Raw genomic sequence first — 16,414 nt, 5'->3', positions numbered from 1 at the left:
ATAAAAAAACACCGATTTGTGAAATTTCACAAATGAGTGTTTCGAAGCTTGATATCCAGATACATCGTGAATTTCTCATTAATATTCTTTAAATCGAATTCAGCGATCTGGCTGATTCTCTTCAGCCGGTAATTCAGCGTGTTCACATGAATATTTAAAGCTTTTGCGGCTGTATTGACGTTGCTGTCAGCGTCTATAAACCGTTCCAAGGTCTCAACCAGGTTTGATTGATGCTCTTGATCGTACTGTTCCAGCTTTGCCAGAGAGTAATTGAAGTATCCGGTATGCTTGCGTTTTTCATCTAATACATCGAGATACTGATAAATGCCCAGCTCCGAAAAGCTGAATAGGTGTTTGGTTTCTCTCACAAATCGCTCTTTTGCCTTTAAGACAGCGAGAGCCTCCTGATAGGAGCGGTATACATTTGAGATTGATTCGTATATCCCGCCGAAAGCAATTGAAGCGTCCTCCAATTTATAACGGTCTGTCAGCTGTTTTTGTATGCGGAAAGCAAACTGCTTCAAATCTTTAAAGGGCTGATCATTTTTGGGAGCTGTTAAAATTATAAGTTCATTATAATCCGCAGTTGCCAGCAATACATGGACCTGCTGGGTAGTCTCTTGTAAATATTGCAGCTGCCGTTCTTTTTTCTCAGTCATTTCGCTTTGCAAGCGAATAATCATGACAGAAAAAACAGGAGGGACCGCCATCCCGAGCTTATGAAATCCTTCTGCCATTTCACTTTCTTCATGTATGTGGCCAGTCAGCATTTTCCAAAAGAATTCTTGGCTGCGTTCTTCATTTTTTGTTTTTCTGATTTGAAGATTGAGGAGCTTATTCCGCACCGCTTTTGCAGCCATTTGCAAGGTCAGCAAATCATCGTCCGATAGCGTCTTTTGAATTTCAAGCGCCCAGATGAAACCAAGCACCTGATTGTTTTTCCAAATGGAAATGGCCACGCGGTTGCTTAGGCCGACCTCATCAATTTCCTTCACTCTGATCGGCTGGTCCGTTTTATGCAAAGCGGGAATCGTCCCGTCCTTCCATAATTTATTAATGACCTTTTCGGGCACTCTTCTGCCGATGATCGTCGACGTCCGGGCCGGATCAGTACAATCGCTGTGGGTGCTGTACGCAAGCAGCTTATGATTGACATCTTCTATTGTAATGGGGCATTGAAGAACCTCGCTGATATGGTCGGCGACATCCTCAAGCCTGTCAAAACTGTATTTAAACGGATCACTTAGATTGGTCATACATATCCCTACTTTTTCATAGCTTTCATATGTTGTTGGCAAGATGCCATCCCCTGCTTTTATTATGTGTGCAGTTGTTTGGGGAAATCAACAAAAATCCTCTGACACGGCCTGTTTGTCTGCTTGATGAACGAAGGGTTATTCGGATGGAGGAAGACATGCGAAATGAATCTCATTGAAATTGGTGCAGAGGCCTCAATTTTTCTGAAAGCTTCCTTTTTAAAAAGACGTCGGCTACTGGGTATTTTGAACTAATCGGAAAAAGAAGGAATATGTAAGAAAATAAACCTATTTGTTTCATAGTTTATGGAATTTTTACGTAAAGAGAGATACCCCAATGGACTCATTTTGTAAAATTAAAACATATTTGTTTGACTATACCGAAATCTTGTTTTTATAATAGAAACGTTCTAAAAATAAGTGAATTAGCCCATATTTAGGCTGATGGCACAGGAGGTAATGAGGAATATGTCAGGAATTATTCGTGTCACACCCGAAGAGCTAAGAGCAATGGCAAAGCAATATGGCGTTGAAAGTCAAGAAGTAATGAATCAGGTAGATCGTTTAAACAGAATGATCTCCGATTTAAAAGGAATGTGGGAAGGTGCTTCAAGTGAAGCGTTCGCAGATCAATATGAGCAGCTCAAACCTTCATTCATCAAAATGTCAGAATTGCTTCAAGATGTGAATCAGCAGCTTGATCAAACAGCAAACACTCTTGAGTCTACTGACCAAGATATCGCAAGCCAAATCCGCGGATAATAGTATGAAAGCGAAGGAGCGCCTGATTCAAAGAAGATGGCGCTCTTTCTATGTAAGGGTGATTATAAATGTATATTGATATTACCATAGATTTGAAACATTATAACGGCAGTGTCTTCGACCTCAGATTGTCAGATTACCACCCGGTGAAAAAAGTGATTGACATCGCTTGGCAGGCCCAAAGCGTCTCACTTCCTCCGCGAGAAGGCTATTGGGTCAGAGTGGTAAATAAGGAAACAGTGTTTTCTGGAGAGTGCAAATTATCTGACTGCGGCATTACAAGCGGAGACCGGCTTGAAATACTATGAAAGGATCTGGTTGAATGTCAGATAAAAAAAAGTCCTATTTAGAAAACCAATTAGAAGCTGAAACCGCAAAGACGGAAACAGGCTATACATTTACCTTTCAGCGGGAAAAAATCAAACTTCTGAACGGTCTCGAAGCAAATGTTATTAAAGATGTTAATCCATTTTTTCATAAAGAGATCGGCATCACAGAAGATGAAGTGATCATCACAGTCCAACCTCCTCCCTCATACAAAGAATTTCGCTCTATCAAAGCTAAAGATAAAAAAAGCAAGTGGCAATTCGCCTATCAGCTCGTTCAGGCTGTCCAGCAGCACACCATGAAGCGGCTTCATCTGATTGTCGCACCGGAAAATATCGTATTCAACAAGGGCTTAACGCCATACTTCCTTCATTATGGAGTGAAAGAAAGCATCCCTCCATATGACAATGACGAGGAGAGAGTGTGGAACGAACTGAAAGCTGCCGCAGCCTTGGCTGTAGACGGCGAATTTGCGTTTGAAGACTATCTCAAATACAGCGAAACGATGACCTTTTCAACGGCAGCAAAGGAAATATTAAACGCGAAAACGGCTGATGAATTGCTTGAACTCATTCAGACCAATATTGATCAGCTTGAAGCCAAAGAGAAGACATACATACATATCCCGAGAAAAAAGTGGAGCATCCAAAGGTATATCGGCCTGGCGCTGATTGTTTTGCTCGTTCCGTCGCTGATTTATGCCATGTATTCATTATTTTTCGCCCACCCGAAGCATGAAGCGATTGTGGAGAGCAACCGCGCGTTCTTAAATAAGCAATACAGTGAAGTCATCAGCAAGCTGTCCAAATACGATGCGGAAAGCCTGCCGGAATCGGTGCAGTATCAACTGGCTTCATCATACGTGGCGGTTGAAAAACTAGGTGAGAACCAACGGAAAAACATTCAAAATCTGGTCACGCTTCAATCAGACCCTCAGCATTTTCTGTATTGGGTTGATATTGGAAGAGGCGATAACAAAGAAGCAATCAGCATCGGGCGCAAGCTTGAATACAACCCATATATAGTTTTAGGCCTCCTGAAATATAAACAAGAACTATTAGCAGATGACAGTATGAAAGATGAAGAAAAACAAAAAGAACTCGACTCTGTACAAAGTGAGCTAGAAAAAGTAGATAAAGAAATAAATGAACAAAAAGAAGAATCAGACACTGAAAACGCTCAAAGCGATACAGCCGAACAAACATCCGCAGAAGAGGCGAAAGCAGCGGAAGAGAAAAAGAAAGCGGAAGAGAAAGAAAAACAAGAACAAGAGAAAAAAGAAGATAAGAATGATAAGAAAGATGAGAAAAAAGATGATAAATAGCTTCATTCAAAATGTGCAAATTGATACATGCTGTTCTAAGGCCGCAAGGAGGTTCGCCATATGAGTCTTTTATGGATTTTCTATCAGCAAAACTTCCAAAAAATAAAATTGTCTGATCTCCCGATATCCCAGCCGGTGACAATCGGACGTGATGTGAAGGATTCCGTCACCATCCTCAGTATGCCGTTTGAAAACGGATCTGTTTCTCTTCACAGGAGTGAGGATGATGAATATGAAGTTTTCCTGGGAAATGACCGACTCGGCGTTTTGTCCTTAAGAGAATGGTTTTCTTTGCAGTCCGGTCAGCAGGAGGTTCGGCTGCTGTTGACAGACGATCAGCAGGGCGCGTCTTTCTTCTATGTAGGTGAAAAAAACGAAATCACTTGTTCATCTGATGTTCAAAAAGCCGACATTTATAAAGAGAGTAATGAGTCTGCTTTTCCTGGTAAAGGCGCTTTTTCATTGCTTCAAACGATGGGATGCTGGAATGTCATCCCGGCAGATCAGGACGTTTTCCTGAATGGTGAGAAGGTGAAAGAGGATACGCCGCTTCAGGCAGGAGATGAGCTGTTTTGGGATTTTCTTCAAATGAGAATTGTGGAACATGATCTTTTGGAGATTATGCATTATGAACCATATGAAACAACTTTAGTGGAAACGGCAAAGCCAAGCTCGGAAATGAAAAAGAAATATCCGCAATACCGGAGAACACCACGGATGGTTTATGACCTTCCGGAAGACCGGGTGTCATTCAGCTTTCCTTCACAAGAAAGCGATCAAAACAACAGAGGGCTGTGGCTTGTTATCCTGCCGCCTATTGTCATGCTGATCGTGATGGGGATTGTTGCCCTCATTCAGCCGCGCGGAATCTTTATCATCGTGTCTCTGGCAATGTTTATGATGACCCTTATCACGTCGACGGTTCAATATTTCCGTGAAAAAAGCCAGCGGAAAAAACGGGAAGAAAAACGTGAGCGTGTCTATAAGCTTTATCTGGATAACAAACGGAAAGAGCTTCAGGAATTGGCTGAAAAACAAAAGCAAGTGCTGGAATTCCATTTCCCTTCTTTTGAAAAAATGAAACATCTCACCACAGAAATCAGCGACCGCATTTGGGAAAAATCACTGGAAAGCGCTGATTTTCTTCAGCTCCGCCTCGGGACCGGAACGGTTCCGTCCAGCTATGAAATTTCGATGAGCGGCGGAGACCTGGCTAACCGGGATATTGACCATTTAATGGAGCAATCGCAGCACATGCAGCGGGTGTATAAGGAGATCCGCCAAGCGCCTGTTACGGTTGATTTGGCAGAAGGGCCAATGGGGCTTGTGGGAAAATCGCAAATTGTGAAAAACGAAATTCATCAGCTGATCGGACAGCTGGCTTTCTTTAATAGTTATCATGATTTGCGGTTCGTCTTCATTTTCCATGAGCATGAATATAAAGACTGGGAATGGATGAAGTGGCTGCCTCAATTCCAAATGCCTCATATTTATGCGAAGGGCTTTATATACAATGAACAAACCCGCGACCAGCTTTTGTCTTCCATTTACGAAGTGTTGAGAGAGCGAGATTTGGAAGAGGAAAAAGAAAAGCTGCTGTTTAAACCGCACTTTGTATTTGTGATTACGAACCAGCAGCTCATTTCAGAGCATGTCATCTTAGAATATTTAGAAGGGCGGCACGAGCATCTCGGCATCTCTACGATCGTTGCCGCGGAAACAAAGGAAAGCTTATCGGAAAATATTCATACCCTTGTCCGCTACATCAATGAGCAGGAAGGGGATATTTTAATCCAAAAGAAAAAAGCGGTGCGGATTCCGTTTCAGCTTGACCATCATCAGCGGGAAGACAACGAACGGTTTTCACGAACGCTCAGAACACTGAATCATCAAGTCGGCATTACCAACTCCATTCCTGAAACGGTATCGTTTTTAGAACTGTTTCATGCAAAGGAAGTCAAGGAAATCGGAATACGGCAAAAATGGAAAACTAGCGAATCAACGAAGTCGCTGTCTGTCCCGATCGGCTACAAAGGGAAAGATGACATTGTCTATCTGAACCTTCATGAAAAAGCCCACGGGCCGCACGGATTGCTTGCGGGGACCACGGGTTCCGGAAAAAGTGAATTTCTCCAGACCTACATCTTATCGCTTGCGGTTCATTTTCATCCGCATGAAGCGGCCTTTTTATTGATTGACTATAAAGGCGGGGGCATGGCGCAGCCGTTTCGCAATATTCCCCACCTGCTCGGTACGATCACCAATATCGAAGGAAGCAAAAACTTCAGCATGCGGGCGCTCGCTTCCATTAAAAGCGAATTGAAAAAACGGCAGCGCCTGTTTGATCAGTATCAAGTCAATCACATCAATGATTATACAAAGCTGTTTAAACAGGGGAAAACAGATATCGCAATGCCGCATTTGTTCTTAATTTCAGATGAATTCGCCGAGCTGAAGAGCGAGGAGCCTGATTTTATCAGGGAGCTTGTCAGTGCTGCGCGTATCGGCCGAAGCCTCGGAGTCCATTTGATTTTGGCGACGCAGAAGCCTGGCGGAATCATTGACGATCAAATCTGGAGCAACTCGCGCTTTAAAGTGGCGCTCAAGGTTCAGGATGCGAGCGACAGTAAAGAAATTCTGAAGAACAGCGACGCCGCAAATATTACCGTAACAGGACGGGGGTATTTGCAGGTCGGAAACAACGAAGTGTACGAGCTGTTCCAATCCGCGTGGAGCGGAGCACCTTATTTGGAGGAAGTGTACGGCACTGAGGACGAAATCGCCATTGTGACGGACACTGGGCTTATCCCGCTCTCTGAAGTTGATACGGACGAGCTTGCGAAAAAAGAAACACAGGCTGAAATTGAAGCCGTTGTTGATGAAATCGAACGAATCCAGGAAGAGATGGGGATTGAGAAGCTGCCAAGTCCATGGCTGCCGCCGCTTGCGGAACGGATTCCGCGCACTCTCTTCCAATCCGAAGACAAAGGGCAATTTCATTTTGCTTATATTGATGAGCCTGATAAACAAAGCCAAACGCCGCTTGCTTATACGATGATGGATGACGGCAATATCGGTATTTTCGGATCGTCCGGCTACGGAAAATCCATCGCGGCGACCACGTTCCTAATGAATTTCGCGGAAGGGTACACGCCTGAAGAACTGCATATGTACATCTTTGACTTCGGCAACGGAACGCTGCTCCCGTTAGCGAAGCTGCCGCATACAGCGGACTACTTTTTGATGGATCAAACACGTAAAATTGAAAAGTTCATGATTCGGATCAAAGAAGAAATCGACCGCAGAAAAAGGCTGTTCAGGGAAAAAGAAATCAGCCATATAAAAATGTACAATGCGATCAGCGAAGAAGAGCTTCCGTTCATTTTCATCACGATTGACAATTTTGACATCGTGAAGGACGAAATGCATGAGCTTGAATCGGAATTTATCCAAATCACCCGTGACGGGCAGAGCTTAGGGATTTATTTCATGCTGACAGCGACACGGGTAAACGCTGTCCGCCAATCGTTATTAAACAACTTAAAAACAAAGGTCGTTCATTATTTAATGGATCAGTCTGAGGGCTACTCCATTTACGGCCGTCCGAAATTCAGCCTGGAGCCGATCCCCGGGCGCGTTATTATTAACAAAGAAGAGCTTTATTTTGCGCAGATGTTCCTGCCGGTGGAAGCAGATAATGATATGGACATGTTTAATGAATTGAAAACGGACGTTCAAGCCCTTCTGGAGCGTTACAGTTCGCACCAGTCTCCGGCGCCGATTCCGATGCTGCCGGAAACCTTGTCATCAAAAGAATTTTCTGTCCGCTTCAAAAAAGACCGTGCGCCTTTATCTATTCCGATGGGCCTTGATGAAGAAACAGTCAGCCCAGTGTATTTTGATCTGGCGAAACATAAGCACTGTCTCATCTTGGGACAGACGCAGCGCGGAAAAACAAATGTCATGAAAGTGATGCTTGAACACCTGATAGATGATGAGACTGAACTGATCGGCCTGTTTGATTCAATTGACAGAGGTATGTCGCAGTATGCAAAAGAAGCGGACGTGTCCTATCTGGAAACGAAAGAAGATATCATGCAATGGATCGAAGCTGCCGAAGAAATTTTCAAAACGAGAGAAGCAATGTACTTAGAAGCCGTTCGGCAGGGAGATGCCGCCAGCCTTCGTTTCTCACAAGTCGTGCTGATGATAGACGGCATCACGAGGTTCCAGCAAACCATCGACACGAGAATCCAGGATCAGCTGGCACTGTTTATGAAATCTTACGCCCACCTTGGCTTTAGCTTTATCCCGGGCGGAAATCACAGTGAATTCTCAAAAGGCTATGATTCATTGACGACAGAAATGAAGCAGATTCGCCATGCGATTCTTCTGATGAAAAAATCTGAACAAAATGTGATTCCTCTCCCTTACCAGAGACAAGAGCCAGACATCCAGCCGGGCTTTGGCTACATTGTTGAAAACGGGAAGGAGCAAAAAGTTCAAATTCCTTTATGTTCTGCGGAAAGGGAGAATGCAAGATGACAGAACAACGAAAAAGCGTGATCAAATTAATATCTGCCATCATCATCATTTTGCTTTTGCCGGTGTTGTTTTTCCGATTTATCGGAGACGACCCGACAAAGCAAAAAATAAACGCAACACGGCAAATCGCCGTGGTCAATGAAGATACCGGCTTATTAAATGAAGAAGTGTCGGCGGATGAAGAGGATGAGCAATCGGCACAGTTCGGTAAAGAGGTGGCGGCTGTCTTAGGCGAGCGCCCCGATTACTCGTGGACGGTTGTCAACCGAAGCGCCGCTGAAACCGGACTGGCATCCAAAAAGTATGATGCGGTGGTCTATATTCCCTCTGATTTTTCGAAAAACATTTTGAGCTATGATCAAGAGCGCCCGCAAAAAGCAACGCTGGAATTCAGTGTTCAGGATAATCTGAATGCCGTAAACAAAGAAAAGGTGCAGCGTGAGCTTGAGGATGCCCAAAAGTCCATGAACAAAAAAATGTCGACATTATATTGGAACTTTGTCTCGCAGAAAGTTGACAATGTCAGAGAAGAATTTGACAACATCGTCAACAAAGAATCAGAATTTCAAAATGTCATGTACAATTTCTATAAACCGAGCTCCAATGATTTAGCAGGCGAGATCAAACGCCAAAAAGACCTGATCGACGAGCTGAAAAAATCAATGAATGAAGCGCAAGGCACAACGAAAGAAAAAGCGACAACAGCAGACGAAGCGAAAAGCGTGATGAAAGACTTCGTCGAAACGGTTGAGAAATACAAACAATATCAAGAAAATCAAAAGAAGCTGCTTCTGGCAGCACAAGATTCAAACCAAAAACAAATCCAAACCGGGCTTGACGCGATCAAAGCACAGCAAGCGGCTAATCAGTTCAGCGAGATGATGAGCGGACTGTCTACAGGCATAAGCCAAGTGAAAACGCAGCTTGGGCAAACAAGCACAGTTTTGGCAGCTACCCAGCAAATCAGAGAAGGCCAGGTGCCTAAGCAGGAATTTGGAATGGCGAAGATACAAAGCGAACTTATCAATCAATATCAAGCCGCATCAAGACAGACTGCGCTAAACCAAGTGTATGGTCAGCTCGTTGACGCGCGTAAAGCGCTCACGATTGCGAAAGATGACCCGGTTCCGGATGAAGATAAAGGTTCTGACGATAAAAATCAAGATCCAAAAAAAGAAGATCCGGAAGAACTGAAAATTGATCTGGAAAAACAGCGTGATGAACTGAAATACATCGCCGCCGACATTCAGGACATTTCAGACAGTCTGAAGGAGCCTGAAAAAGAAGATCCAACGACAGAAAAACCGAATGACGGAAGCACTCCTGGTCCCGATCCTGATGATCAACAGGGAGACGCTGGGAACGGCGATAACGGCAGTGATACCAACGGACAAACGGACGGCGGGACTCAGGAGGATAAGGACCAGCAGCAGGGGACCGGCGAAGATCAGAACGGTGACGCCTCTAACGGTAAGTCATACAGCGGAGAAACCGAAACAAATGCATCTGCCAAACAAACTGCGTCATCTGATTCAGCACTCAATTTTGTCCAGCTGGCAAATGAAGACGGAACCGGAGATTCTGGTGATATCGGAGGCGGCGGAGACACGACGCAGCCAGAGGATGAAGATCAGGCAGGAAGCGATTCTGATATCGCCAAAGCAAAAGAACAGCTCAGCAAAGCATCAGCACGAATTAAGAAAATTGAAGAAGAGCTTAAAGAAAAAGAAAATACGCATAATGAAGAGCTGAAAAAGAAACTCAAAGAACTGCAAGATCATATGGATGGTCTTAATGATGAAATTGACGATTTGAAAGACCAAGTAAAAACGCTCGATAATAAACTCGAAAGACTCGAAGAGAAACGAAAGCAGGAGTTTGAAAGGATTTACATTGCAATTCGCGAATTAGAATATAAAGATCAGCTTCAATTCTATGGAGAAATCAATACAGAAAGCATCTCTGCTTTAATGAAATACTATAAATATTTATCTGTATATGACTCTGTATTATCAGGAACCATTGATGCTGCTGCAAAAAGCAGTGCCATTGAGGGCCAACAAGGAAACGTCACATCAATCCTAGCCATCAAACCGGAAGAAACCGCAAGCTGGGAGAATCTCAAAAACAATACGATGGCTACCGATGAAGACATCGACAATTTCATTGAAGGCATGACTGAGTTTGCGAGCAACTACAGCAACTATATCAGAGACGAGCAGTCTGGCGTGTTAGATGAGCTTTCTAAAATCTCTGAAAGCGCGGCAAATGCTTCTGATCAGTTGACAAGCGGCGCCGCTCAAGAAGCAGCCACATTTAAGGACGGCGGCCTCTCGGGTACGATGGCGCTCACTGTACAGGATACGGTAGGCCAAGAAGTGCTTCAGATCTCAAGCATGATGGGCTCATTATCTGACCGCCAGTCAGGCATCATTGATTACACCAGCAACATGCAAGAGAGTGTAAATGAAGTACAGACGAAAGCAGATACGTTAAATAACAACTGGGGCAAAAACGTGGATTCCACGAAGCTTGTGCGTAAAGATGTCTACGGAATCTTGGGCAACACGCTCGTCGACGGGCAAAACAACGGGTATGTCTATGACTATTTGGCGAATCCGCTCAAAATCAGCGGTGAAGTTCCTGAAGAACGGACACAGACTGTACCGCCGGTTGTGATACTCGTCATTATTTTAATCAGCAGTCTGCTGATCGGATATTTCAGCTCGTATTATCAAAATGCCCCGATTCTTGTAAAAGGTGCGCTCTTTGGTATTCTGAACATTTTGGTCGGACTGATGATCAGCTTGTTCGGGCTTAATATCTATTCACTTCCTGACGATCAGACGATTCAGTGGTCAATCTTTACAATTTTGCTTCTGGTTGCAAGTTCGGCCTTTATTCGGGCGGCATTTATGTTTGGATCAATAGCGGGCTGGATCGCGTCATCGGCTATGATTTTATTCTATGTCGCACCGCTGATTGATTTGGTTATGCCGAACTTCAGCTTCGATAACCCTGTTTCAAAAGTATATATCGACATTCAGTACGGAACGGGCCATTTGTTTACGATGGGAATCACTGCTTTACTGATCATTACGCTGATTACAGTGGCTTTGCCGCTGGTTATTCGGCTGATGGCAGATAAAACGGCGGAGATTGAAGAAACCCATGACGTATAAGTGGTGTATGGAAAAGGGGATCATGCTTTTTATGCTCTCCTTTTTCCTTTTCATTCCGTCCGCCGCCGCCGTAACTGAAGAGAACACAGATGTAAAACCGAATGAGTATCAACAGAAAGATGTTGAGATCAATACAGATTACTTACATGAAGAATCCTATTATGAAGAAAAAACGGCTTTGCCTGAAGAGCAAAAAAATTTAACATTTGAACTGCCGTCAAAAGATCCCGACGCTGAGCTGAAAAAAGAGCTGTTCACCTCATCTGATATTGAGGATTCAAACACTATTAAAGCCCAAACGAAACAGCTGGGACTTACGTTTGATGAAAAACCGGCTGTAAAGTCAGCTCAAAGTCAAACGGATGAAACGGCTAAACCATCATTTTTGCTGCCGATGATATACACAGTTCTGATTTTGCTTGGAATTGCCGGCATTATCTTCCTCATTCCGAGGGTAACGCTGCAAGACAACAAAAAGCGTTAAGTTCAGATGCTTGTTTTCCCATTGCGCAGTACGTAAAATAAACCAGGAAGGAGGAATTGCCATGCAGCTTTATATCATCACCGGGGCTTCAAAGGGCTTAGGAGAAGCGATTGCGCAACAAGCTTTAGAAAAAGGCCACAAGGTGCATGCCTTATCCAGATCGGAAAGCGAGATCAGCCATGAGAGGCTCTCACAGCATCAAATCGACCTGACGAATCTTCAGGAAGCGGAGCATCAATTTAACACGCTGCTTCAATCCATACAGCCTGAGGACTTCTCCGCCGTCACACTGATCAACAACGCCGGAATGGTCACACCGATTAAAAGGGCCGGAGAAGCGTCGCTGGAAGAACTGCAGCGCCACTATGATCTCAACCTGACAGCTCCCGTGCTGCTAAGCCAGATGTTCACAAAACGCTTTAGCACATTTGAGGGTGAGAAAACGATCGTAAACATCTCATCCGGGGCTGCGAAGAACCCATACAAAGGCTGGAGCGCATATTGCAGTTCAAAAGCCGGTTTGGATATGTTTACGAGAACATTCGGATATGAACAAGAGGACGAACGTCTTCCAGTGAAAATGATTTCATTCTCACCAGGCGTTATGGACACCGATATGCAGGCGGTCATCCGCTCATCATCAAAAAAAGATTTTCATGACATCGAACGGTTTCAAAAGCTGAATGAGTCAGGAAACCTGCGCAGTCCGGAATTTATCGCAGGCACCTTGTTATCTCTTTTAGGCGATGAAGTGGAAAATGGGCGTATATACAGTATAAAAGAGTTGTTGTAGAGCGGGAGACATCCCGCTCTTTTTTATATGGAGAATTGGGCAGTCTCGGGGCCGGCTTATGTCCAATCATTCGCCAGTCGGGTGCATATACTGACTGAAACATACTTTTTGCCGTATAGGAAATGAGGATATAAGGCAAAATGATGTGACATAAGAATTGAGTTTCTTCTCAGGATATGTTAGGATTCTAAAAATATATAAAGGAGGGGTTTCCATGAGAAAGGTTACATTAATGGATGTCTTCACCCATCCAGTTGCACAAAAATATTTACAGCGTTCCGGTGTGGCTCATGCGATTGCCTGCGCTTTTCATGCGTATCGTCTTTCGGTAAAAGCGAATGTCAGTCCTGATTTGGCTGCGAAAGCGGCGCTGCTGCATGACATCGGACATTACGAATGGTACACAGACGGTGAATGGGATTATGAAAAGTACAGAAGAAATGATATTCACGCCATCAAAGGTGCGGAGCGCGCCCATAAGCTGCTGATTCGGCTTGGTGAAGAACCTAAAGCGGCAAAAGAAGTGGCGCTGGCCATTTTGCTTCATACTGATTCTTATTTGCCTGAAGGCGAGTTGGATAAAAACACGCTGCAGCAAATTGTGAAAAAAGCGGACGAACTGGATGAAGAACCTGGCGGACATCATCATTACCGTCAAATAGATCACACGGCCGCGCTCAAAAAGATTCAAAAGCTTGATCAGTTAATCGACCAAGCCCAGTCCCCCATAACAAAGCCAGTATAGGCCTTTTTCGGCCTTCCGCTTTTACATAACCCAACGGCGACACCGCTTCCCGTCATGTATCCCGCCCATAGTTATCTTCGCGTTGAATCCCTTCCTTTTCCTTTTCATTTCTTGGCGGTTTGCCTATGTCATATGCCTTATTCGAGGCATATGCTGAGGTAAACCAAGAAATAAAGGGGACTAAAAGAAATGGCTCATCAGGGAAGTCCGCAATTGGTGTCTTTAGTAGACCCTTACGTATATCAAACCATCCAAAAACTGATCGGCTCCAGGTTCGTTGTTCAGACTGTAAAAGACATCGTCAGAGGGAAATTGAAAGAAGTCAATCCGGACCATATCATTATTGAAGGCAGCGGCGGTTCCGCTTTCTTAGTCAGAATCGGGCAAATCGTATCCGTTATGCCGGATTACAGCGAAAGAGTGTAAAGGAAGGCGGCATAGAAAGAGGAAGAAGGGACGATCCGGTTTTCCGGGGATGTCCTATTTTTCTGTTGCACGCTATAACGCAAAGAAACACGATTTGCATCCCATCCTGCATAGATGGCTATGCTCTTAAAGAACTCTTTAAAACATGGAGTACTGACAGCCTCCTTTTTTTGATACAATCATAGTACCAGTCCGATCTTTCATCAGAAAAGATCGAAAAAACTAGGAGGAAAAAGCTTGTTGAAATCGAAAGTTCACTTTTGGACATTGCAAATCTTATTTGTATTGCTCATTATCCTTGTATCAACGAAAGTGTCATTTATTTTTCAGCCGTTTATCATCTTTATCTCTACGCTGTTCTTTCCGATTTTAATTGCGGGGATCTTATTTTTTATTTTCAATCCGGTTGTCCGTCTGCTTGAGAAAAAAATACCGAGGACATTATCAATCTTATTGATTTATTTACTGTTTATCGGTTTGCTTGTTTTTGTATTTGCGACGGTCGGGCCTATTCTTACGTCCCAAATCTCCGGATTATTTGGAAATCTTCCTGAATACATAAAACAGATTCAGGGCTTAACAAATGATTTATCCCATTCCCAGTGGTTTACATGGATGATGAATCAAGATTACGTGTCGATATCAAAAATTGAACAGTCACTGACAAGTTTTCTCCAGAGCCTGCCGCAAAATATTACATCAAGCCTGTCAGCGGTCTTTGGCGTTGTGACGAATATCACGCTTGTCATTATCACTGTTCCGTTTATCCTTTTTTATATGCTGAAGGACGGCCATCGTTTTCCGCACTTGGCTGTCAAAATATTGCCCGCCTCTTATCGGACGGAGGGAATGAAGATTTTTAAAGACTTATACGATACGCTGGCTGCTTATTTCCAAGGCCAGCTGCTGATCTGTCTTTTTGTCGGAACCGCTTGCTTTATCGGTTATTCCATTATTGGTCTGCCGTATGCTTTGATTCTCGGACTCGTCATGGCCGTCACTAATATTATTCCGTATGTCGGGCCATTTCTCGGTGCGGCTCCCGCGGTCATCATCGGGCTGATGGATTCACCGGCTAGAGCGCTTTTTGCGATCATTGTTGTAGTGGTCGTTCAGCAGCTTGACGGCAATCTTTTGTCACCGCTTGTAATCGGAAAAAGACTGAATACCCATCCATTAACGATTATCCTTTTGTTAATCGGGGCCGGAAGCTTTGGCGGTATTCTCGGCATGATTTTGGCTGTGCCGGTTTATGCCGTGTTAAAGGCGTTTTTCCTGAATATTGTCCGGCTCATTAAGCTTCGCCAGCGATCTAAGCTTGAAGCGGATCATTCACGCCTATAAGACGCGGGCACCTTTTCAGCCCATCCGCATATGATGCTTGAAATAAGCGCGGGAGGTGTGTGTATGCCTGCAATTGTAGGGCCGATCTATATCATGTCATTAACCGGAGATGCCGCGGCAAGCTTCGGCGATGTTTTTGCCATTTCCCCCAAAAGCGTTGATCAAACAGGCGCGGGATCCGGTGCGTTTCACAGCGGTGATTTTATGAAAGTAAACAACCGTTACAGCAAAACATATTACAGCGACGCCGATGTGATTGACGAGACAATATCTTTTAACGGGTAACAGCCTTGATAAGAGGCTGTTGCTTTTTTATAGTATAATATGAATAGTCTTTTATTAGAGGAGCAGTCTTATGAAAATCAGAAAAGCAAACATCATTGCACAAATCGGCATGATCGGCGACGTCTATCTTCATGAAAATAAAAAAGAATTTCATACACTTGTCGCCGTTCCCCAGCTGGAATGGAGCACAATCATCTCATATGAAGAAGAGAAAGCCTCTCTTCCTGAAAGGCTGGAAGTGTCATTACGCCGTCTGACAGAAGAAGAGCCGGCTTTAGAATTGACGAAAAAAATCATTCATTGGGTAACTGAAATGTAATACAGGCGGACAAGCATTCCGCAGATCAGTTTAGCCTCCGCCGCACGAGGGAATACTCCTTATCGGGGAGTACTGAGGGCGGGGCTGACATGCCAGGCGGTCTTGTCTGTGGGCTATATTGATTTCGAATCATTGAGTCCGGCATCATGCCGGTCACACATCATGTTATCTGAACCAGGAGGACGGGCTTTTGAGCGACGAAACAATTGATCTCTATTTGCAGCAGGGGATGTACGGGCCTTTGGAAACAAAACCTGATGAACGGCACTTATTTTTAGGGTCACTTCGGGAAAGAGTCATTATTGCGTTAACGAAAGGGCAGGTTCTGAGAAGCAAACCCTACGAAGAAGTGAGGCAGGCGATTCAGAAAAATAAAGGAGCTTCTCTATTAATAAATGGTGAGCTGAATTATACGGCTTATTCTCCGTATATGAAGATGGCCCGCCAGAATGGCATGCATTTTTCTATCATATCAGACCTGCATTTCAATACGCCTTTAGGCCTCGTCATTGTTGAGCAACAGGCGATTAATCGAGATGCCATATATGTTCAGGACGATATTTTTAAACGGTCGGTTCTGAAAACCTGAAAGAGGCAAACTTACGGTTTGTCTTTTTACTGA

At 44.1% G+C, this 16,414-nt stretch carries 14 protein-coding genes; 13 read left to right on the top strand and 1 reads right to left on the bottom strand.

What is annotated here, in order from left to right; translation table 11 throughout:
• Positions 1-26: 26 nt before the first annotated feature.
• Entirely contained in the window at positions 27-1,256 is a 1,230-nt protein-coding gene (locus AAHT65_RS01760; RefSeq protein ID WP_003327134.1) for a PucR family transcriptional regulator, read from the bottom strand.
• Between the two features lie 468 nt (positions 1,257-1,724).
• On the opposite strand from AAHT65_RS01760, the gene AAHT65_RS01755 reads away from it, so the two are divergent.
• From AAHT65_RS01755 to AAHT65_RS01695, 13 genes are all read left to right on the top strand, one after another.
• The gene (locus AAHT65_RS01755; protein WP_010789801.1) at positions 1,725-2,018 is read left to right on the top strand and encodes a WXG100 family type VII secretion target; all 294 of its coding nucleotides are present in this window, start codon (positions 1,725-1,727) and stop codon (positions 2,016-2,018) included.
• Positions 2,019-2,086: 68 nt separating this feature from the next.
• A complete protein-coding gene (locus AAHT65_RS01750) occupies positions 2,087-2,326 on the top strand; it encodes an EsaB/YukD family protein (RefSeq protein WP_010789800.1) in 240 nt (79 codons plus the stop codon).
• Between the two features lie 14 nt (positions 2,327-2,340).
• Positions 2,341-3,669 carry a type VII secretion protein EssB gene (essB, locus tag AAHT65_RS01745; protein WP_088117883.1) on the top strand — a complete coding sequence of 443 codons (1,329 nt, stop codon included), beginning with the start codon at positions 2,341-2,343 and terminating at the stop codon, positions 3,667-3,669.
• A 60-nt stretch (positions 3,670-3,729) separates the two neighbouring features.
• Complete coding sequence (gene essC, locus AAHT65_RS01740; RefSeq protein WP_088117882.1) at positions 3,730-8,214, top strand: type VII secretion protein EssC; 4,485 nt, start codon at positions 3,730-3,732, stop codon at positions 8,212-8,214.
• Positions 8,211-11,396, top strand: a complete 3,186-nt coding sequence (gene esaA, locus AAHT65_RS01735) for a type VII secretion protein EsaA (protein ID WP_088117881.1) — start codon at positions 8,211-8,213, stop codon at positions 11,394-11,396. Before essC ends, esaA begins: the two co-directional genes overlap by 4 nt.
• 7 nt (positions 11,397-11,403) lie before the next feature.
• Positions 11,404-11,880, top strand: coding sequence for a type VII secretion protein EssA (gene essA, locus AAHT65_RS01730; protein ID WP_010789796.1), 477 nt, complete (start codon positions 11,404-11,406; stop codon positions 11,878-11,880).
• A 61-nt stretch (positions 11,881-11,941) separates the two neighbouring features.
• Positions 11,942-12,673, top strand: coding sequence for a (S)-benzoin forming benzil reductase (locus AAHT65_RS01725; protein ID WP_010789795.1), 732 nt, complete (start codon positions 11,942-11,944; stop codon positions 12,671-12,673).
• A gap of 214 nt (positions 12,674-12,887) precedes the next feature.
• Entirely contained in the window at positions 12,888-13,418 is a 531-nt protein-coding gene (locus tag AAHT65_RS01720) for an HD domain-containing protein (RefSeq protein WP_003327139.1), read from the top strand.
• Positions 13,419-13,607: 189 nt separating this feature from the next.
• Complete coding sequence (locus tag AAHT65_RS01715) at positions 13,608-13,844, top strand: YuzF family protein (RefSeq protein ID WP_003327140.1); 237 nt, start codon at positions 13,608-13,610, stop codon at positions 13,842-13,844.
• Between the two features lie 237 nt (positions 13,845-14,081).
• Positions 14,082-15,188 (top strand): AI-2E family transporter, encoded by a 1,107-nt coding sequence (locus AAHT65_RS01710; protein WP_010789794.1) that lies wholly within the window; start codon positions 14,082-14,084, stop codon positions 15,186-15,188.
• 63 nt (positions 15,189-15,251) lie between these two features.
• Positions 15,252-15,473, top strand: a complete 222-nt coding sequence (locus AAHT65_RS01705; RefSeq protein WP_003327142.1) for a spore germination protein — start codon at positions 15,252-15,254, stop codon at positions 15,471-15,473.
• A 70-nt stretch (positions 15,474-15,543) separates the two neighbouring features.
• Positions 15,544-15,792, top strand: coding sequence for a YueH family protein (locus AAHT65_RS01700; protein WP_088117880.1), 249 nt, complete (start codon positions 15,544-15,546; stop codon positions 15,790-15,792).
• Between the two features lie 190 nt (positions 15,793-15,982).
• The gene (locus tag AAHT65_RS01695; protein WP_003327144.1) at positions 15,983-16,381 is read left to right on the top strand and encodes a YueI family protein; all 399 of its coding nucleotides are present in this window, start codon (positions 15,983-15,985) and stop codon (positions 16,379-16,381) included.
• The last annotated feature ends 33 nt before the right edge of the window (positions 16,382-16,414 follow it).

It is taken from the genome of Bacillus atrophaeus (assembly GCF_039519175.1).
GTDB classification, from domain to species: Bacteria; Bacillota; Bacilli; order Bacillales; family Bacillaceae; genus Bacillus; species Bacillus atrophaeus.
Note: the sequence above shows the minus strand (reverse complement) of the source record. Positions and strands in the feature narration are given on the sequence as shown.